This is a genomic window from Salmonella sp. 2020_1459, assembly GCF_043847915.1.
Taxonomy (GTDB): Bacteria; Pseudomonadota; Gammaproteobacteria; order Enterobacterales; family Enterobacteriaceae; genus Salmonella; species Salmonella enterica.
This window is the reverse complement of record NZ_JBCMFA010000001.1, coordinates 601,825-621,242: the sequence shown is the minus strand read 5'-3', so window position 1 is coordinate 621,242 and position 19,418 is coordinate 601,825. Positions and strand designations below refer to the sequence as shown.

Genomic DNA, 19,418 nt, shown 5'->3' with positions numbered 1-19,418 from the left:
AGGAGGCCGGATAGACGAGCGATATCCGGCACAACAGTAGAAGTACGCTTACCTTTTCCAAAAGTCGTCGAATACCGTAATCGGTAAACGGCGCTTATGTTCAGTTTTTACATACCAGCCTTCGATAGTTTTAGCGATGGCGGGGTCCAGCGTTTTGCCTTCCAGGTAATCGTCAATATTGTCATACGTTACGCCCAGCGCGGCTTCATCAGGCAGTGAAGGGCGGTCGTCTTCCAAATCGGCGGTGGGGACTTTTTTATACAGATGCTCAGGACAGCCCAGCGCTGCGAGAAGCTGTTTGCCCTGGCGTTTGTTAAGGCGATGAAGCGGGTTAATATCGGTACCGCCGTCGCCATATTTGGTGAAGAACCCGGTTATCGCTTCCGCCGCATGGTCGGTGCCCACCACGACGCCGTGAGTCATACCGGCGATGCTATATTGCGCTTTCATTCGCTCACGCGCTTTTTCATTGCCGCGAACAAAATCGCTCAGCTCAATTCCCGCTTCGCGCAGCGCCTGTTCGCTGGCGAGGACGGCGCCTTTAATATTGACGGTGAGTACTCTGTCCGGCTGAATAAAAGCAATGGCGTCCTGGCAATCCTGTTCATCAGCCTGTACGCCATAAGGCAGACGAACGGCGATAAACTGCAGCGCATTATCACCGGTCTCTTCCCGCAATTCGGCGATAGCCATCTGGCTGAGTTTCCCGGCCAGCGTCGAATCCTGCCCGCCGCTGATGCCTAACACCAGCGATTTCAAAAAGGGATAGGTTTTCAGGTACGCTTTAAGAAAATCCACGCTGCGGCGAATTTCTTCTTCAGGGTTGATATGCGGTTTCGCGCCAAGCGCCTGGATTATCTCTTGCTGCAGAGTCATTTAACCCCCTTCGACATTAAAAAAATGAATCTTTACCCTGTTAAAGCTAACCCTTCGCCGCTGAAACAACAAGGTTTGGCGGGCTAAGCGGTGTTTAAAACAACATGTCGCTGCGTTAGAGAATTTTCCGAAAGACTTTTTGTGGCGGGTCGCGGCTTGAAAAATATTCTGATGTATTCCAGGCTTACATAACACGCTGATAAACAAGAGGACGGAAAATGAACAAGAACGTAGCAGGAATTTTAAGCGCAGCGGCGGTAATGACTATGCTGGCAGGCTGTACGGCGTATGATCGTACAAAAGACCAATTTGTTGAGCCTGTCGTTAAAGATGTTAAAAAAGGAATGAGCAGGGCGCAGGTTGCGCAGATTGCGGGCAAACCGTCATCTGAAGTGAGCATGATTCATGCGCGCGGTACTTGTCAGACCTACATCCTGGGTCAACGTGATGGTAAAGCGGAAACCTACTTTGTTGCGCTGGATGATACCGGGCACGTGATTAACTCCGGCTATCAGACCTGTGCGGAGTACGACACTGACCCACAGGCGCCGAAGCAGTAACAACTGTACATTGCCTGAACATTCAAGGAAACCGGCCTGCGAGCCGGTTTTTTTGTGCCTGCCATAACCTTATTTATTATCGCGAATTATTTGCCCGAAATGTGAGGGGGGTCATAACGCCAGGTCAATGAGAGACAATTTAGTGGGTCAAGGAAATACCATCCGGCGGCCCGATCCCGTATACTCATTTCAGCCACCTAAAAAAGTAAATCCGGTTACGCAAGTCGCCCAGAGTATGGATGCAGGTTGAGGCTTGCGGCGTATCTGGTTGACAGATAATCGCACATGAGGAAGGTTTTTATGGAAAAGAAACACATTTATCTGTTTTGTTCTGCGGGCATGTCAACGTCGTTACTGGTATCAAAAATGCGCGCTCAGGCTGAAAAATATGAAGTGCCGGTGATTATTGAAGCATTCCCTGAAACCCTGGCCGGTGAAAAAGGCCCGGCAGCGGACGTCGTGTTATTAGGCCCGCAAATTGCTTATATGCTCCCCGAAATTCAGCGTTTATTACCCGGTAAACCGGTAGAAGTCATTGATTCAATGTTGTACGGCAAGGTAGATGGCTTAGGCGTGCTTAAAGCTGCGGTAGCGGCAATTAAAAAAGCCGCCGCGAATTAATTATTTTTTAATTTTTCCCGTCAAAGAGTTATTTCATACACTAACCGCAATATTTTATTGCGGTATTTAAGGGTATTTTTCTATGAGTAACGTCATTGCTTCACTTGAAAAGGTACTCCTTCCTTTTGCTGTAAAAATAGGAAAGCAGCCACACGTTAATGCAATCAAGAACGGCTTTATTCGTTTAATGCCATTAACCCTTGCGGGGGCGATGTTTGTATTAATTAATAACGTTTTCCTGAGCTTTGGGGAGGGGTCGTTTTTTTATTCCATGGGCATTCGGCTTGATGCCTCAACCATTGAAACACTTAATGGATTGAAAGGCATCGGCGGGAACGTCTATAACGGCACATTGGGCATTATGTCGCTCATGGCGCCATTTTTTATCGGCATGGCGCTGGCGGAAGAGCGCAAGGTTGATGCGCTGGCCGCCGGATTGCTTTCCGTGGCGGCATTTATGACCGTAACGCCGTATAGTGTCGGCGAGGCCTATGCCGTAGGCGCTAACTGGCTGGGTGGTGCAAATATTATCTCCGGTATTATTATTGGCCTGGTGGTCGCGGAGATGTTTACATTTATTGTCCGGCGCAACTGGGTGATTAAGCTACCGGACAGCGTACCGGCTTCGGTGTCTCGTTCATTCTCAGCATTAATTCCCGGCTTTATTATTCTCTCTATTATGGGGATTATTGCCTGGGCGCTGTCTAATTACGGTTCTAACTTCCATCAGATTATTATGGACACTATCTCTACGCCGCTGGCATCGCTGGGTAGCGTGGTAGGGTGGGCATATGTCATTTTTGTACCGCTGCTGTGGTTCTTTGGTATTCATGGTTCGCTGGCGCTGACCGCGCTGGACAGCGGCATCATGACGCCCTGGGCGCTGGAAAACATCTCTATTTACCAGCAGTATGGCTCCGTCGATGCGGCGCTGGAAGCCGGTAAAACGTTCCATATCTGGGCGAAACCGATGCTGGATTCTTATATCTTCCTCGGTGGTAGCGGCGCAACGCTGGGTCTGATCATCGCTATCTTCCTGGCATCCCGTCGCGCGGACTATCGCCAGGTGGCAAAACTGGCGCTGCCGTCAGGTATCTTCCAGATTAACGAACCCATCCTGTTTGGCCTGCCGATTATTATGAACCCGGTGATGTTTATCCCCTTCATTCTGGTACAGCCGATTCTGGCGGCGATTACGCTGGTGGCTTACTATTTGGGTATTATTCCGCCGATTACCAATATTGCGCCGTGGACCATGCCAACCGGGCTGGGGGCGTTCTTTAACACCAACGGCAGCGTTGCCGCATTACTGGTTGCGCTATTTAACCTGGCGGTCGCTACCCTGATTTATCTCCCCTTCGTGGTGGTGGCTAACAAAGCGCAGAACGCCATTGAGCAGGAAGAAAGCGAAGAAGATATCGCTAACGCACTGAAATTCTAAACTCCGCGCCGGCATGGGATGCCATGCCGGGCTGAATCAGAGGAAAGACTATGTTTGATCTTGAAAATGTTGTAGATAACCAGACAGCGGCTGAGGAACTCGAAGAAGTCGTTATGGGGCTTATCATCAATTCTGGTCAGGCGCGCAGCCTGGCATATGGCGCGCTCAGAAAAGCGAAAGAAGGCGATTTTGAGGCGGCGAAAGCGATGATGGACCAGTCGCGCATAGCGCTCAATGAAGCGCATCTTGTGCAGACAAAACTCATCGAAGGCGATCAGGGCGAAGGCAAAATGAAAGTCAGTCTGGTCCTGGTTCACGCTCAGGATCATTTGATGACATCAATGCTGGCTCGTGAACTGATCGCCGAGTTGATCGAGCTCCATGAGAAACTGAAATAACAGGGGGCGGATGATGCAGCTACAGGTTAACGCAACGGAAATCAAAACGGTTTATGAGCAGCAGCTCTTCAATGGCAAAAATTTCCATGTGTTTATCTATAACAAGACGGAAAGCGTCACCGGGCTGCATCAGCACGACTACTATGAATTTACCCTGGTATTAACCGGACGTTATTACCAGGAGATCAACGGGAAGCGTGTGCTGCTGGAACGTGGAGATTTTGTTTTTATCCCGGTGGGGTCGAATCACCAAAGTTTCTATGAGTTTGGCGCAACGCGTATTCTGAACGTAGGAATTAGTAAACGTTTTTTTGAACAGCATTATCTTCCGTTACTGCCGTTTTGTTTTGTGGCATCGCAGGTATACAGGGCGAATAGCACCTTCCTTACCTATATTGAAACGGTGATTGCGTCGTTGAACTTTCGCGGCAATGGGCTCGACGAATTTATCGAAGTGGTGACATTTTATATTATAAACCGCTTACGTCATTACCGCGAAGAGCAGGTTTATGATGATATTCCACAATGGCTGAAAGCAACCGTGGAGATAATGCATGATAAAACGCAGTTTGGCGAACATGCGCTGGAAAATATGGTGCGCCTGTCGGCAAAATCCCAGGAGTATCTGACGCGCGCCACCCGACGTTATTACAGCAAAACGCCGATGCAAATCATTAATGAGATTCGCATTAATTTTGCCAAGAAACAGTTGGAAATGACCAACTATTCGGTTACGGATATTGCTTATGAAGCCGGGTATAGCAGTCCAAGTCTGTTTATTAAAACGTTTAAGAAGATGACCTCATTCACGCCGAATAGTTATCGGAAGCGATTGACGGAAATTAATGAGTAACGGTTTACATTGCTCGATTAGTTACATTTCACGCTTGCCCCAATAGCGCGGGGAACGTCACGCTATTTCTTACGAGCGGGCATAGCGTAATACATATCAGTGTCATACACTGAAGGGAGATATTATGAGCCAGAAATTAAAAGTCGTCACTATTGGTGGCGGGAGCAGCTACACCCCTGAATTACTTGAAGGCTTTATTAAGCGCTACCATGAATTACCTGTCACCGAATTATGGCTGGTTGACGTTGAAGACGGGAAAGAGAAGCTGGGCATTATTTATGATCTCTGCCAGCGAATGATTGATAAAGCAGGCGTTCCGCTAAAATTGTATAAAACGCTGGATCGCCGGGAAGCGCTGAAAGGCGCTAATTTTGTCACTACCCAGCTACGCGTTGGTCAACTCAAAGCCCGTGAGCTGGACGAGCGTATCCCGCTTAGCCACGGCTATCTGGGGCAAGAAACCAACGGCGCTGGCGGTTTATTTAAAGGGTTGCGTACCATTCCGGTTATTTTTGACATCATTAAGGATGTTGAAGAATTATGTCCGAATGCGTGGGTCATTAACTTTACTAACCCGGCGGGGATGGTGACGGAAGCGGTTTATCGTCATACCAACTTTAAAAAATTCATCGGCGTATGTAATATTCCTGTCGGCATGAAAATGTTTATTCATGACGTGCTGGCGCTGAATGAGAATGACGATCTTTCCATTGACCTGTTTGGTCTAAACCATATGGTCTTTATTAAAGATGTGCTGGTGAATGGCACCTCACGGTTCGCAGAATTACTGGATGGCGTGGCGTCCGGTCAGTTGAAAGCGTCAACCGTAAAAAATATCTTTGATCTGCCGTTTAGTGAAGGATTGATTCGCTCGCTGAACATGCTGCCGTGCTCTTATTTGTTGTATTACTTCAAGCAAAAAGAGATGTTGGCGATTGAAATGGGCGAATATTACAAAGGCGGCGCGCGCGCTCAGGTCGTACAGAAAGTGGAGAAACAACTCTTCGACTTGTACAAAAATCCTGAGCTAAACGTGAAGCCGAAAGAGCTTGAGCAACGCGGCGGCGCTTATTATTCCGATGCCGCTTGTGAAGTCATTAACGCTATTTATAATGACAAGCAGACTGAGCATTACGTTAATATTCCACATCATGGGCATGTCGAGAATATCCCGGCGGACTGGGCGGTGGAAATGACCTGCATTCTGGGACGCAATGGCGCGACGCCGCACCCGCGTATCACCCGTTTTGACGAAAAAGTGCTGGGGCTTATCCACACTATTAAAGGATTTGAGGTCGCGGCCAGCAATGCGGCGCTGAGCGGAAACTTTAATGATGTGCTGCTGGCGCTTAACCTGAGTCCGCTGGTGCATTCCGACCGAGACGCAGAAGTCCTGGCGCGTGAGCTCATTCTGGCGCATGAAAAATGGCTGCCTAATTTTGCCGCTTGCATCGAAGCGCTTAAAGGTAAGCACCACTGACAGAGGTAGGCTATGGAACGCGTGTTGATTGTGAATGCCGATGATTTTGGCCTGAGTAAAGGGCAAAATTACGGCATTGTTGAAGCATATCGCAACGGCGTTGTGACCTCCACGACGGCGCTGGTCAATGGCGAGGCTATTGACCATGCGGCGCAGCTTAGCCGCGAGCTGCCTGCGCTTGGGGTGGGAATGCATTTTGTTTTGACGTTAGGCAAACCGGTGTCAGAGATGCCGGGCCTGACGCGAGACGGCCTGTTGGGGAAATGGATCTGGCAAATGGCGGAGGAGGATACGCTTCCGCTGGATGAAATTGCGCATGAACTGGCGTGTCAGTATCAGCGTTTCATCGACGTATTTGGCCGCGAGCCAACGCATCTCGACAGTCACCATCATGTGCATATGTTCCCGCAAATTTTCCCCATCGTCGCCCGCTTTGCGGCGCAGCGCGGGATTGCGTTACGTATTGACCGCCAGACGGTGTTGAACGCCGACGATCTGCCGTCGGATTTGCGCAGCACTCAAGGATTTAGTAGTGAATTTTACGGCGAGGAGATCACCGAAGCGTGCTTTTTACGCATTCTGGATGCCTCGGCGCATCGAGGAGAGGCCTCTCTGGAGGTGATGTGTCATCCGGCGTTTGTGGACAACATTATTCGCCAGAGCGCCTATTGTTACCCCCGCTTAACTGAACTGGAGGTGTTGACGTCTGCGTCACTCAAGGCAGCGATTGCGGAACGTGGATATCGTCCTGGCAGTTTTCTTGATATTTAGCTCCTGAGTTTGCGGCGCAAGAATGCGCCGCATTTTTTGCCGTTTATGCAGGAATCGCGTTAATTTTCCCCGCACGCGACCAGACACGGTGTGCCGCCATCAGCGTCAGCAGAGTGTCCATAAAGTGGTGGTCAACGTTATCGGCCTCAACAAGTCCTTCTTCCCCCTGGCTATCAATGTTTAAAAGCGCCTTAAACCGTCGGGCGTCGCCTGCCAGTGCGATGGGCTTCAGATGTTTGTAGGCTTCCAGAAGGTAGTAACGGGCATCGCCGCAACTCTCGATATCGGCAATATTGCCGCACGGTACTATTACCGCATCGACCGTTAGCGACGGCGCGCCGGCAAAGGTTGCCGCAATAGTTAATGTTGAACCGTCATCAGCCGTTACTTCACCCATCCGTGAATAGAGCAGTTTTGCGTGGACGCCTTTGGCTTTTAAAGCCTGCAAAATGGTCAACAGTTCGGCGGCGTTAACCTTGTCGTTCAGCAGGATAGCGACCACGCGGCCTTTAACATCGCCGTCCGGCACCGCATACAGACTGAGCGCCGGATCTTTTTTCAGACCGTTGACATCAGGAGGCGGGGCAATTTGCGTTTGCTCATGGGTGAGTGCAAAACCGAGATTATGCGCGACGCCCTCAGCCAGCGTAACATCAATATGCGCTAACTGATCGACCACCCGCTCCCGAATATACGCGCGGGCGACTTTACCCAGTTCAAAGCTGAACGCGTCAATAATATGCTGCTGTTCTATCGGCGTCTGACTGAGCCAGAACAGGCGAGGATGCGAGTAATATTCACCGAAAGAGGGGCTGCGTTCGCGGATTTTATTGCCATCCACGCGTTCCTGGTATGATTCGAAGCCGCCGCGTTTTGGCGCTGGCGGCGTTTCGCGTGGCCAGTTGTCATTAATGGAGTTTGGTTCATAGTTCGCCGGATTGGTGTCGATATCCATCCGGTGCATACCGTCACGCTGGAAGTTATGGTAGGGGCAGGTAGGGCGGTTAATCGGAATTTCGTGGAAGTTTGGCCCGCCCAGACGACTGATTTGCGTGTCGGTATAAGAGAACAGACGCCCCTGTAACAGCGGATCGTTGGTAAAATCAATGCCGGGAACAATATGCCCTGGATGAAATGCCGCCTGTTCGTTTTCAGCGAAAAAGTTATCCGGATTACGGTTTAACACCATTTTGCCGACGCGTTGTACTGGCACCAGCTCTTCCGGAATCAGTTTGGTCGGATCGAGCAGATCAAAATCGAATTTAAATTCATCCTCTTCGGCAATGAGTTGTAGGCCCAGCTCGTATTCCGGGAAATCGCTCGCTTCGATGGCCTCCCACAGATCCCGGCGGTGAAAATCCGGATCGCGACCGGTCAGTTTTTGTGACTCATCCCACACCAGCGAGGCTTTACCTGCCAACGGTTTCCAGTGGAAACGGACAAAGGTCGCTTTCCCTTGTGCATTGATCAGACGGAAGGTGTGAATGCCGAACCCTTCCATCGTCCGATAACTCCGTGGAATACCGCGATCCGACATTGCCCACATGACGTTGTGCAACGTCTCAGGCTGTAAGGAAACATAGTCCCAGAAGGTGTCGTGCGCGCTCTGTCCTTGCGGAATAGCCCAATGTGGTTCGGGCTTAACGGCGTGCACAAAATCCGGAAACTTATGCGCATCCTGGATAAAAAAGATCGGCGTGTTATTACCGACGAGATCGAAAATTCCCTCTTCGGTATAAAATTTGGTCGCAAAACCGCGGATATCACGTACGGTATCAGCAGATCCCGCGCCGCCCTGTACTGTCGAAAAGCGAACAAAGACCGGGGTAATTTTCTGTGGATCGCACAGAAACGCGGCTTTCGTGATGTCGCTCAGGTCTTTATATGGCTGGAAATAGCCGTGCGCTGCAGATCCGCGGGCGTGAACGATCCTCTCCGGGATACGCTCATGGTCAAAGTGGGTAATTTTTTCGCGCAGGATAAAATCTTCCAACAGCGTAGGGCCACGGCTGCCGGCGCGAAGAGAATTTTGATCGTCGGCGATGCGCACGCCCTGATTGGTGGTCAGCGCATAATTTTCGCTGCCTTTACGAAAGGCGTCGAGGGCGGTGAGCTTATCATTCGCTGTCTCGGGCGCTTTTAAGCTGCCGGGGGCCGTTGGTTGCGCGCCCGGCGGCGTCGGTTCTGGCGTGGGGCGATGTGAACCGTCTGACGGTGCCAGGGAGTCCAGGCCGGGCTGTGATTCACGGGTATCATGCACGGGGGACTGATGGGGGGATTTCTCATTATGCGACATTGAACTCGTCTCCTGCTTTCATCACTGAAATGGGCGTGGTAGTAGTCAAAATCACTCTAACTATAGAACATTTCAGCAATTATGCCGGGGGAGAGCGGAACAGCAGACAGGGTATAACAGGGAAATCGCACGCGCGGAACAGGACGTCGGGGGCGAAGATCGGCTAAAATAGTGTTTTTCTGATTTTTAGCCTTAGCCTCTTTTAGTGAAGCATTAATGATGAAACCTCTTCGCCAGCAAAATCGCCAGATTATTAGCTATATTCCGCGTGTTGAACCCGCGCCGCCGGAACATGCGATAAAAATGGATACGTTTCGCGACGTCTGGATACTGCGCGGTAAATATGTTGCCTTTGTTCTGACGGGGGAGTCATTTCAACGGTCGCCCGCCTTTAGCGTGCCAGAATCGGCGCAACGTTGGGCGAATCAGGTTCGCCAGGAAAACGAAATCGCTGACTAAGAAAAAACAAAACGCCGGTACTGGAGACCGGCGTTTTTAGTGACAGACATTTTGAGTTGCTGATCGTCGTGTCTCAGACGATGTGAACGCCCGATAATGTATTATCGATGCGCCAGTTCAGCGTCTTCTTCGCTATCGAGAATGGTTTTATCGGTCTGCTTCAGCCACTGGCTGGTCAGCGTACCAGCGGTCATTGAGCCACTCACGTTCAGCGCGGTACGGCCCATATCAATCAACGGTTCGACGGAGATTAACAGCGCGACCAGCGTGACCGGTAAGCCCATGGCAGGCAGCACAATCAGCGCGGCGAAGGTCGCGCCGCCGCCAACGCCGGCAACACCCGCCGAACTTACAGTAACGATACCCACCAGCGTGGCTATCCATACGGGGTCTAAGGGGTTGATGCCGACCGTCGGCGCAACCATTACCGCCAACATCGCAGGATAAAGACCGGCACAACCGTTTTGGCCGATGGTCGCGCCAAAAGAGGCAGCAAAGCTGGCGATGGACTCCGGCACGCCCAGGCGGCGGGTTTGCGCTTCGACATTGAGTGGAATGGAAGCGGCGCTGGAGCGGCTGGTAAAGGCAAATGTCAGCACCGGCCACACCTTGCGGAAATATTTCAGCGGGCTAATCCCGTTCACGCCCAATAGTATGCCGTGAACCACAAACATTATCGCCAGACCAAGATATGACGCTACCACGAAGCTTCCAAGCTTAATGATGTCCTGCAGATTAGAGCCGGCAACCACTTTCGTCATCAGCGCCAGTACGCCGTAAGGCGTAAGTTGCATCACCAGACGCACCAGCTTCATCACCCAGCTTTGCAGGGTATCGATAGCAACAAGCACACGCTCGCCTTTTGGCGCATCATCTTTCAGCAGTTTAAGCGCGGCCACGCCCAGGAATGCGGCGAAAATCACCACGCTGATAATAGACGTAGGATTTGCGCCAGTCAGATCCGCAAACGGATTTTTCGGTACAAAAGACAGCACCAGTTGCGGCACGCTGAGATCGGCCACTTTGCCGACATAGCTCGTCTCAATGGCATTCAGACGCGCGGTTTCCGCGCCGCCCTGAACCAGACCTTCCGCCGTCAGTCCGAACAGATTGGTGACCAGCACGCCCACCAGCGCTGCGATAAGGGTAGTAAACAGCAGCGTGCCGATAGTCAGAAAACTGATTTTCCCCAATTGAGAGGCGTTATGCAGTCGTGCCACGGCGCTTAAAATAGAGGCGAATACCAGCGGCATCACAATCATTTGTAGCAATTGCACATAGCCGTTGCCGACAATATTGAACCACTGAATGGAGTCTTTTAACACCTGACTGTCAGCGCCATAAATGGTGTGCAGGGCCAGACCAAAGACCACGCCCATCACAAGGCCGACAAGCACTTTTTTAGCCAGACTCCACTGTTTATGACGGGCCTGCGCCAGTACAAACAGCAGAATGACGAACACCGCAATGTTCGCAATTAATGGAAAATTCATCCCCGTTCTCCTGATTTTTTTATTATGAAGCGCTGTGTTTTAGCGATTCTGTTCGCGCAAGATTAGCAGAACTGTGAGCTGGCTCTTATATTCAAATGGAATGGTTTATGCCAAAAATGACTTTGGCGTTGATTTACTAATCAATCTGGTGATTTATAAAACGATTGAACTGCATTTGCAGGATAGTGATCATCTGCGAAGACCAGCGTATGACGTTGTTTTCCGGCATGGACTGCGGCATCCACACCGCCCAGGCAAACAACGCCATACATAAAAATCGCTCCAGCTGATTGCCTTTGCGCGGCGCCAGAATAGGCAGGCGGAAACGCCAGCGGCACGGCCACAGTAAGGGAACGCCTGCGGGGGTGAGCATATCCGCGACGATATGGCTTAAATAGCCAAGTACCATGCCTTGCAGCGCATCCGCCGGGATAATCCACGTATCCGGTACCTTGAGATAAAAGGTCGCCAGTAGGGCAAAGACCGCCAGCAGACTATGGGTAAACCCCCGGTGACCGAATGCGCGGGCGATTGGTTTTGATACCCATTTCAGGCGCTGACCAAGAAAAGATTTGGGGTGGTCGATATCCGGCAGCAGACAGGTCAAAATAGCCGAAGGAATAATATGCCACCAGTCGCCGTGCGCAAGGACGGGCGTTAACTCGGCATTCTTGGCGAAAACCGCGCTGGCTATAGAAAAAAGAAGGTGTCCTTCCGCCGTCATGATAAAACCCATCAAACTGTCAATTCATACAGTATAGGGTTTTTATACAGTAGGCGGAAGTGGTGACGTTGTAACTCTTTGTCTCTGTCAAAGCCGCTTGCCGTCTGGTTCAGCGGCTAATTGCCCGTTGACTTTGTTTCGGAAACATCTTAACCGAGTAGATGCGCCGCCGTCAGCTCTGTCAGTGAGTTAAGTTTGACATTCGCCAGCGCAAAGCGCGGATCATGCTGGTTTTCTTCTGCTGGCACCACAATGGCGCGCATTCGCGCCGCCTTTGCCGCGATTAAACCATTCACCGAATCTTCCAGCGCCACGCAGGTTAATGGATCAACGCCTAGTTTGGCCGCACAATCCAGATAGACCTGCGGGTGCGGTTTGCTGTAGGGCAATTTTTCCGCAGAAGCCAGCGCGTCAAAACTGTCGCGCAGTTCGAACATGGTGAGCACTTTTTCCAGCATATGCAGCGGCGATGCCGAGGCAAGCCCCACTAATAGCCCCTGCGCTTTACACAGCGCCACGGCCTCGCGCACACCCGGTAAAAGAGGGCGCGTCTCTTCGATAAGCGTAATCGCGCGGGCAATGACACGGTTTGTCACTTCCTGGCGATCGGGGCCGCTCCACGGTTGCTGCGCAAACCAGAGATCGACAACCATATCAATGCGTAGCCCAAGCGTGTCTGGCAGTTCATGGCGCCGAGTAATATCTACGCCTAAACTTGCCATCACGTCCAGTTCAGCGCGATCCCAGAGCGGTTCGGAATCGATCAGTAGTCCATCCATATCGAAAATTGCAGCAAGAATTTGACGTGGGGTTGACATCACAACCTCTCCTGTTGAGATTAAAAAATAACGAATTAAGCGTTCATTATGACCATGTTCTTAGTATATCGCCCTTAAAGATCAGGCGAAAATGGGAATCAACAGGTAGACTTAGGCCAAAACGACGCGTCTTTATCAAGGGGAACTCATGACGTATCAACAAGCTGGACGCATTGCAATCCTAAAAAGAGTTGTTGGGTGGGTTATTTTTATTCCGGCACTGCTTTCCACGCTCATCTCAGTCCTTAAATTTATGTATGCGCACAGTGAAAAGCAGGAGGGGATAAATGCGGTAATGCTGGATTTTACCCACGTAATGATAGACATGATGCGCGTGAATACGCCGTTTCTGAATGTTTTTTGGTACAACTCGCCGACGCCGAATTTTCAGGGAAGCCTGAATATCGGTTTCTGGCTCATTTTTATTCTGATTTTTGTCGGGCTGGCGATGCAGGATTCCGGCGCCAGAATGAGCCGCCAGTCACGTTTTTTACGTGAAGGCGTGGAAGATCAGTTGATCCTGGAAAAAGCAAAAGGCGCGGAAGGACTAACGCGTGAGCAGATAGAGTCACGTATCGTGGTGCCGCACCATACCATCTTTTTACAGTTTTTCCCGCTCTATATTTTGCCGGTCATTATTATCGTGCTCGGCTACTTTTTCTTTTCCTTGTTAGGCTTCATGTAAACTGAAAAATGCCGGATAGCCCGTATCCGGCATGGGCTGTACCTATACCGCAAGCAGCCGATCCATCGCTTTTTGCGCAGTAGCCAGGTGCTGACCGCCAAACAGCCTTGCCCGATTAAGCAGGGTGTAGAGCTGGTAAATCGGCTGCCTGTCGAGAAAATCCAGCGGTAGCGGCGAAACGGACTGATAGCCATCATAAATCTGCGGTGGCTGATCGGTATGCAGCGGTAGCATCGCCAGATCGCATTCTCTGTCGCCCCAATAGCAGGCTGGATCGAAGATATAGGGGCCGTCAGGGCCAAGCGCGCAGTTCGCCGACCATAGATCGCCATGCAAAAGAGAAGGCTGCGGTTGATGCGACGCCAGACGTTGCTGAACATGTTCAACAATGGCGTCAATATTACCAAAAGTAATGCCTTTTTCCGCGGCGAGTTCAAGCTGCCAGCCAATGCGCTGTTCGGCGAAAAAAGTCGACCAACGGCGTTGCCAGGTATTCGGCTGCGGCGTGGTAGAGAGCGCGTTGTCAAAATCGAGGCCGAATTGAGGTTGATCGCTCCATTGATGTAGACGCGCCAGCTGTTGCCCAAGAATAAACGCATTATGGGCATCCAGCGGGCGGGGCGAGAGGTAGTCCATGACTAAAAAGCTGTAATCCCGATCCGAACCTACCGCCCATACCTTAGGCACAACAACGGTTTTACTGCGGGAGAGCAGCTCCAGCTGATCGGCTTCAGCGGTAAAACCGCGAAGCATTTCTCGTTCATCGCACTTCACGAAAAAATCATGGCCTGCATAACGTAAATGCCATGCGGCATGAACTTCTCCGCCTGGCAGTTCATTACGCAGTTCGATTTCGCCTTCACCGACTTGCTCGCTTAAAAGACGACTGATAGCTTGCCACATAATGTCTCTCCCCACGTTGTCTGCCAGATCATAAGGTTAGCGCAAAAATGCGGTTAAAAAATACGAACTAACGCACATCGCGGACGCGCCGCGGCGGGAATGGCACTTATTGTGCGTTTTTACTCCACGCCTCCCAGGTCGCCACGGTAATGTCGACATCCTTATCTAACGCGCTTTTCGCAAGTCCGGCGACAAGCGCTTTGATTTCATCAGCGCTCTGAGCGCTAACAAAGCCAAACGTATTGGTGCCGAGCTCATGCACATTCCCTTCATCGTCCGTTAATGTCAGCAAAAAACCGCTGCGCGTCAGATGGTTATTGAGTTCGTTAATCTCGGTCAGGGAATCTTCATGGAAGTTTACGGTAATAACATAACGGGTAATATCGCCACTGGCCATCGTTCACCTCGTTGGGAGCAACTGTGTTTTTAACAGCGGCGGATGCGCCGCCCGTTAACCGATTTTCCGGTATCCCCCTCGGCGAGGGGGAAACGATTATTGCGCGGAAAGATAGGCGTATATTTTTTGGGTATCGTCACGAGAACACAGACGCGTACCTTGATTGAGCGTAGCGGCGCTGCCTGCCGCCACACCGAAGCGCACCATCTCTTCCAGCGACGCGTCTTGCGCCAGTTTTAACGTCATCGCGCCCACCATACTGTCGCCTGCGCCGACAGTACTTTGACTTTTCACCGGGGGAGGAACAACCTGGATGCAATTCTCACTGTCTATGCCCAGCGCCCCTTGCGGCCCCAGAGAGACCACTACCCGGCGAGCCTTGCCGCTTTGCACTAATTCCTGGGCCGCTTTACGCACATCATCAGGTTGCGTCAGATCGCGATTAACCAACGCGCTCAATTCTTTCAGGTTAGGTTTCACCAGTTCGATATCGCCAAGCGCCAGCGCAGCGGTGAGCGCGTCGCCAGAGCTATCAATAATGCAGCGAATGCCTTGCTTCTGCGCGGCGGAAATCAGTTGCGTGAGTTTCTCGACCTTAACGCCGGGCGGAAGGCTGCCGCTGATAACCAGAATTGCCCCGGATTCAATTTCCAGTACCTGTTCTTCAAGCTGGCGAAATTCGTCATCGTCCAGCGTGGCGCCGGGCATAACAAAACGATACTGTTCGCCGCTGGACTCGACGTGGACGTGCAGGTTCTGACGCGTCCAGTCTTTCGCATCGACGGTAGACACGGGGACATTTTCGTCAGCCAGTAGTGCGACCAGATGTTCGCCGGTAGCGCCGCCAGCCGGGAAAATTGCGGTCGCGGTGCCGCCAAGATGCGCAATGGCGCGAGCGACATTAATACCCCCGCCGCCGGGTTCGAATACCGGCGCGGAGCACCGCAGTTTACCTTCGGGATAAATTTGCGGCGTGATTGTTGCGCTATCGAGAGAGGGCGCAAGCGTCAACGTATAGATACGTACCATCGTTACCTCCTGTTAGGCTGATTTCAGTCTGGCACTTAATCCCCGGAAAGTGAAGGAATTAACAATATGATTTTCCGGATCTTTATTTAAAGAAGTACGATGTAAAGTTATATAAATAAATGAATGCTTCGGGAGGGTTCTTATTCAAAAAATGAAATAGTAATTGATTGCTATGTTATTCGGGGCTTCTTATAATTCGCTACCTTTCCAGGGGCGTTTGTCATTGATCCCTATGAAAGTTTCCGGGACCGTCGTGGTCTCTTTTTTAGTTGTACGGACTCTATATAAATGAAGCTTTTGAAGGCAGTACCCGCTGTAGTTATGCTGGCGGGTGGCGTGTTCGCGTCTCTGTATGCCGCCGCCGATGATTCCGTTTTTACTGTCATGGATGATCCCTCCACCGCGAAAAAACCTTTTGAAGGTAATCTGAATGCGGGCTACCTTGCTCAGTCAGGCAATACTAAAAGTTCTTCCTTAACGGCTGACACGGCGATGACCTGGTATGGACAACGTACCGCCTGGTCATTATGGGGCAATGCCAGCAATACCTCCTCTAATGATGAGCGCTCTTCAGAAAAATATGCGATAGGCGCGCGCAACCGTTTTAATATGACGGATTATGATTATACCTTTGGCCAGGCCAGTTGGCTGACAGACCGTTTCAACGGTTATCGTCAGCGCGACGTACTGACCGCCGGTTACGGGCGGCAGTTCCTTAATGGTCCAGTGCACAGCTTCCGTTTTGAATTCGGTCCTGGGGTTCGCTATGACGAACATACGGACGATACCACTGAAACGCAGCCGTTGGGTTATGCTTCCGGCAGCTATGCCTGGCAGTTAACTGACAATGCTAAGTTTACACAGGGGGTGTCAGTATTTGGCGCAGAAGACACCACACTAAATTCGGAAACAGCCCTCAATGTCGCCATTAACGAACATTTTGGTCTAAAGGTGGGGTATAATTTAACGTGGAACTCGCAGCCGCCTGAATCAGCGCCGGAACATACCGATCGTCGCACTACGGTAACACTGGGCTATAAGATGTAATATTGCGCCGGGTTACGTTACGTAACCCGGTTATTCCGTGGTGACACCTCAGAAGAAGAAGGTGATGTCGCCGTTGATATAAGAATAGTCGTCTCCGGTGCGAAATTCCGACGTGACTTTGTTTAAAGAAAGAGAAAATGCGACGGGAGAATAGCCGATGGTGGCACCGACGCGATATTCATCCACGGTTTTATTAATATCCACCGTTTCCATTTTTGTTTGCAGCGTTTTCCCCTGTAACGTGTAGTTTTTATCAACTTCCCTGCGCTCAACGCCAGCAAATACTTTATAGATCAATCCCTCTTTTTGAGTGTGTATTAACCCTCGGCGGGACAGTAACCCAAACCCATTATCAGAGTTGAAGGTCTTATCATTTCCCAGCGCAACGGTTGCGCCGTACCCCAAATACTGGAAGAGATTGCCGCCGACAGCAGAGACTTCTGGATAGAAGCCCACATTGACGCCCAGAATATCAATAGCTGGCGTAAGGGACACCATTCCTTTTGCCGTATAACCATAACGGTTTTCAATTTGATCCTGCCAGGCAGGGTATTTTTCTGCGCCTATTATTCGATGCGCCCGATTCTGAACCTCCTGACCGCCTGCGTCAGGACCAATAACGCCAATATCGGTACCTAAACGATAACGTAACCAATTGGTGGCTAATGAATTCCACTCCAGTCCGGTATGAAGAAAGGCGCTGAACGCGCGGTCGCCTTTGACGGCTTCAGGCTTTCTCTTATTGGCGCCTGATGGAGAATAAATATCTTGCGCGATATGAAAAGAGAGTTGACTGGCGTCAGTGAGATCGTGGCTGTAGCCTAAAAAGAGCCCGGCAGTATAATCACCCCGGTCTGCAGCCTTGTGCCCGTAAAGGGCATTTAAGGATGGTTGAAATATACCTGCATCATCATTCGCCACTGAAATAGCAAGGCTACTGGCATTGGCCATTGTGGTCGTACTGAGTATGGCGGCAATCATCGTTGCGCAATAGCTGTATTTGTTCACTTTTTACCCCTGAATATGAAAGTGAATACTCTTATTTTTACAAAGTAATAAGCACAGCAGCATGATGCGCAGTGCTTATAAACCTTTAAATATAACTAAACTCCTGCCAGCAGCGAGTCATTGAGAGGATACGTTGCCTTAATGTTGAAAAATGGTGTTGAAAAACATGCGTCAGATATTATTGAATATCCATTTTTCATTCGCTATCTGAGTGCGAGAAATTATTGGCTTCACGATTATGCATATAATACGATGTTTTTTGGTATCAATATGAATATCACGTTGTATTCTTTTGAGCTCATTTTCCATGATGGCTTCGATGTTTATCTGTTATTAATTTTTACCGTGATAGTGTTGTCTTTAATGATGAGAGTATCTAACGGCTGGTAGGGTAATATAACAAAATTATTACTATCTGAATTATTAGGGCAGTTATTATTAAGGAAGCAAAAGTGAATAAGACCATTAATCTGCTAAAATTACTGCCCGTAGTATTATTAAGCGCATGTACTACATCGTATCCTCCCCAGGATACAACATCGGCACCCGAGTTACCCCATCGTAACGTACTCGTTCAGCAACCTGATAACTGTAGCGTTGGCTGTCCTCAAGGAGGAAGTCAACAAACAATCTATCGCCATGTCTATACGCTCAATAATAATAGCGCCACGAAATTTGCCAACTGGGTTGCCTATAGCGTGACAAAGACCAGCCAGGCAAGCGGTCGCCCGCGGAACTGGGCGCAGGACCCCGATTTACCGCCCTCGGATACGTTGGCCCCTTCGGCCTATAAAAATGCCCATACGCTATTAAAAGTCGACAGGGGACACCAGGCGCCGTTGGCAGGATTGGGCGGCGTTTCGGACTGGCCGTCGTTAAATTATTTATCGAATATTACGCCGCAGAAATCCGCCCTGAACCAGGGAGCATGGGCTGCACTGGAAAACCGGGTGCGCGAACTTGCCAAACAGGCTGATGTATCTGTAGTGCACGTAGTGACCGGCCCCCTTTTTGAGCGGCATATCGCCACATTGCCAGAAGATGCGACGGTAGAAATTCCCAGCGGGTACTGGAAGGTTTTATTCACCGGAACGGCGCCGTCAAAAAGTGAAGGAAATTACGCTGCGTTTATTATGGATCAGAATACACCCCGTTCGGCGAATTTTTGCGACTATCAGGTTACCGTGGAGGCTATCGAACATAAAACGAAGCCAGTGCTGACGCTGTGGTCTGCCTTGCCTGAAGCGGTAGCCAGCGAGGTGAAAACGACAAAGGGGAGTCTGGCGCAGAAGTTAGGTTGTCGATGAGAAGCGCTATACGGCGCGTAGAAAGATAACGGAGAAACTCTGTCAAGAGCCTTGATTTGCTACAGAGTGATGCAATCTCCCTTTTTTTAGTGTTACCATCGTCATGCCGGACGAAAATAGCGATTTTCGTCTGTGTCGAAGGTTGTGCGCCAATTTAGCAATGGTTGGCTAGATGGATACACAACTCACTGTCAATAAATTCATTTTCTCTTTGTATGTGATCTTGCGTATGGGTCACCACTGCAAATAAGG

20 protein-coding genes and 1 pseudogene are annotated in these 19,418 nt (G+C 50.4%); 12 read left to right on the top strand and 9 right to left on the bottom strand.

Annotated elements, in window-relative coordinates; genetic code table 11:
- Nucleotides 1-48: 48 nt before the first annotated feature.
- A complete protein-coding gene (gene nadE / locus ACH0VJ_RS03170) occupies nt 49-876 on the bottom strand; it encodes an ammonia-dependent NAD(+) synthetase (RefSeq protein ID WP_000174981.1) in 828 nt (275 codons plus the stop codon).
- 218 nt (nt 877-1,094) lie between these two features.
- On the opposite strand from nadE, the gene osmE reads away from it, so the two are divergent.
- The 7 genes from osmE (at nt 1,095) to chbG (ending at nt 7,000) form a co-directional block, all read left to right on the top strand.
- The gene (gene osmE, locus ACH0VJ_RS03165; RefSeq protein ID WP_001039301.1) at nt 1,095-1,436 is read left to right on the top strand and encodes an osmotically-inducible lipoprotein OsmE; all 342 of its coding nucleotides are present in this window, start codon (nt 1,095-1,097) and stop codon (nt 1,434-1,436) included.
- Between the two features lie 300 nt (nt 1,437-1,736).
- Nucleotides 1,737-2,057, top strand: coding sequence for a PTS N,N'-diacetylchitobiose transporter subunit IIB (chbB, locus tag ACH0VJ_RS03160; protein ID WP_000412161.1), 321 nt, complete (start codon nt 1,737-1,739; stop codon nt 2,055-2,057).
- Nucleotides 2,058-2,139: 82 nt separating this feature from the next.
- A complete protein-coding gene (gene chbC / locus ACH0VJ_RS03155; RefSeq protein WP_000073063.1) occupies nt 2,140-3,498 on the top strand; it encodes a PTS N,N'-diacetylchitobiose transporter subunit IIC in 1,359 nt (452 codons plus the stop codon).
- Between the two features lie 50 nt (nt 3,499-3,548).
- Nucleotides 3,549-3,896: a PTS N,N'-diacetylchitobiose transporter subunit IIA gene (gene chbA / locus ACH0VJ_RS03150; RefSeq protein ID WP_000459883.1), complete on the top strand. Its 348-nt coding sequence runs from the start codon at nt 3,549-3,551 to the stop codon at nt 3,894-3,896.
- A gap of 10 nt (nt 3,897-3,906) precedes the next feature.
- The gene (gene chbR / locus ACH0VJ_RS03145; RefSeq protein ID WP_000983393.1) at nt 3,907-4,749 is read left to right on the top strand and encodes a transcriptional regulator ChbR; all 843 of its coding nucleotides are present in this window, start codon (nt 3,907-3,909) and stop codon (nt 4,747-4,749) included.
- Nucleotides 4,750-4,873: 124 nt separating this feature from the next.
- A complete protein-coding gene (locus ACH0VJ_RS03140; RefSeq protein WP_000078785.1) occupies nt 4,874-6,229 on the top strand; it encodes a 6-phospho-beta-glucosidase in 1,356 nt (451 codons plus the stop codon).
- Nucleotides 6,230-6,241: 12 nt separating this feature from the next.
- Nucleotides 6,242-7,000: a chitin disaccharide deacetylase gene (gene chbG, locus ACH0VJ_RS03135; protein ID WP_000442730.1), complete on the top strand. Its 759-nt coding sequence runs from the start codon at nt 6,242-6,244 to the stop codon at nt 6,998-7,000.
- A 43-nt stretch (nt 7,001-7,043) separates the two neighbouring features.
- Here the strand turns inward: chbG and katE are convergent, their stop codons facing one another.
- Entirely contained in the window at nt 7,044-9,296 is a 2,253-nt protein-coding gene (katE, locus tag ACH0VJ_RS03130; RefSeq protein ID WP_000019107.1) for a catalase HPII, read from the bottom strand.
- Nucleotides 9,297-9,512: 216 nt separating this feature from the next.
- Here katE and cedA point away from each other — a divergent pair, with 216 nt between their 5' ends.
- Complete coding sequence (gene cedA / locus ACH0VJ_RS03125) at nt 9,513-9,755, top strand: cell division activator CedA (RefSeq protein WP_000977510.1); 243 nt, start codon at nt 9,513-9,515, stop codon at nt 9,753-9,755.
- A 101-nt stretch (nt 9,756-9,856) separates the two neighbouring features.
- On the opposite strand, the gene tcyP is transcribed toward cedA, so the two are convergent.
- The 3 genes from tcyP to hxpB form a co-directional block, all read right to left on the bottom strand.
- A complete protein-coding gene (gene tcyP / locus ACH0VJ_RS03120; RefSeq protein ID WP_001010662.1) occupies nt 9,857-11,248 on the bottom strand; it encodes a cystine/sulfocysteine:cation symporter in 1,392 nt (463 codons plus the stop codon).
- A gap of 136 nt (nt 11,249-11,384) precedes the next feature.
- On the bottom strand, nt 11,385-11,984 hold the full coding sequence (locus ACH0VJ_RS03115) for a metal-dependent hydrolase (RefSeq protein ID WP_000505804.1): 600 nt from the start codon (nt 11,982-11,984) through the stop codon (nt 11,385-11,387).
- Nucleotides 11,985-12,121: 137 nt separating this feature from the next.
- The gene (gene hxpB, locus ACH0VJ_RS03110) at nt 12,122-12,790 is read right to left on the bottom strand and encodes a hexitol phosphatase HxpB (protein WP_000106854.1); all 669 of its coding nucleotides are present in this window, start codon (nt 12,788-12,790) and stop codon (nt 12,122-12,124) included.
- Between the two features lie 148 nt (nt 12,791-12,938).
- On the opposite strand from hxpB, the gene ACH0VJ_RS03105 reads away from it, so the two are divergent.
- The gene (locus ACH0VJ_RS03105; protein ID WP_000222158.1) at nt 12,939-13,475 is read left to right on the top strand and encodes a YniB family protein; all 537 of its coding nucleotides are present in this window, start codon (nt 12,939-12,941) and stop codon (nt 13,473-13,475) included.
- Between the two features lie 42 nt (nt 13,476-13,517).
- On the opposite strand, the gene ACH0VJ_RS03100 is transcribed toward ACH0VJ_RS03105, so the two are convergent.
- The 3 genes from ACH0VJ_RS03100 to pfkB all read right to left on the bottom strand — a co-directional run bounded on the left by ACH0VJ_RS03100 (nt 13,518) and on the right by pfkB (nt 15,804).
- Nucleotides 13,518-14,378 (bottom strand): fructosamine kinase family protein, encoded by an 861-nt coding sequence (locus ACH0VJ_RS03100; RefSeq protein WP_000267686.1) that lies wholly within the window; start codon nt 14,376-14,378, stop codon nt 13,518-13,520.
- A gap of 106 nt (nt 14,379-14,484) precedes the next feature.
- Nucleotides 14,485-14,775 carry a type V toxin-antitoxin system endoribonuclease antitoxin GhoS gene (gene ghoS / locus ACH0VJ_RS03095; protein ID WP_000146125.1) on the bottom strand — a complete coding sequence of 97 codons (291 nt, stop codon included), beginning with the start codon at nt 14,773-14,775 and terminating at the stop codon, nt 14,485-14,487.
- Nucleotides 14,776-14,871: 96 nt separating this feature from the next.
- Nucleotides 14,872-15,804: a 6-phosphofructokinase II gene (gene pfkB / locus ACH0VJ_RS03090; RefSeq protein ID WP_000251707.1), complete on the bottom strand. Its 933-nt coding sequence runs from the start codon at nt 15,802-15,804 to the stop codon at nt 14,872-14,874.
- A 288-nt stretch (nt 15,805-16,092) separates the two neighbouring features.
- On the opposite strand from pfkB, the gene ACH0VJ_RS03085 reads away from it, so the two are divergent.
- Complete coding sequence (locus ACH0VJ_RS03085) at nt 16,093-16,851, top strand: YdiY family protein (protein ID WP_000770979.1); 759 nt, start codon at nt 16,093-16,095, stop codon at nt 16,849-16,851.
- A gap of 48 nt (nt 16,852-16,899) precedes the next feature.
- Here the strand turns inward: ACH0VJ_RS03085 and ACH0VJ_RS03080 are convergent, their stop codons facing one another.
- Nucleotides 16,900-17,859 (bottom strand): lipid A deacylase LpxR family protein, encoded by a 960-nt coding sequence (locus ACH0VJ_RS03080; RefSeq protein WP_001046434.1) that lies wholly within the window; start codon nt 17,857-17,859, stop codon nt 16,900-16,902.
- Between the two features lie 141 nt (nt 17,860-18,000).
- Between ACH0VJ_RS03080 and ACH0VJ_RS03075 the strand changes: the two are divergent.
- Together ACH0VJ_RS03075 and ACH0VJ_RS03070 are read left to right on the top strand one after the other, a co-directional pair.
- Nucleotides 18,001-18,315, top strand: a pseudogene (locus ACH0VJ_RS03075) (hypothetical protein).
- Nucleotides 18,312-19,166 (top strand): DNA/RNA non-specific endonuclease, encoded by an 855-nt coding sequence (locus ACH0VJ_RS03070; RefSeq protein ID WP_001044093.1) that lies wholly within the window; start codon nt 18,312-18,314, stop codon nt 19,164-19,166. Before ACH0VJ_RS03075 ends, ACH0VJ_RS03070 begins: the two are co-directional and overlap by 4 nt.
- The last annotated feature ends 252 nt before the right edge of the window (nt 19,167-19,418 follow it).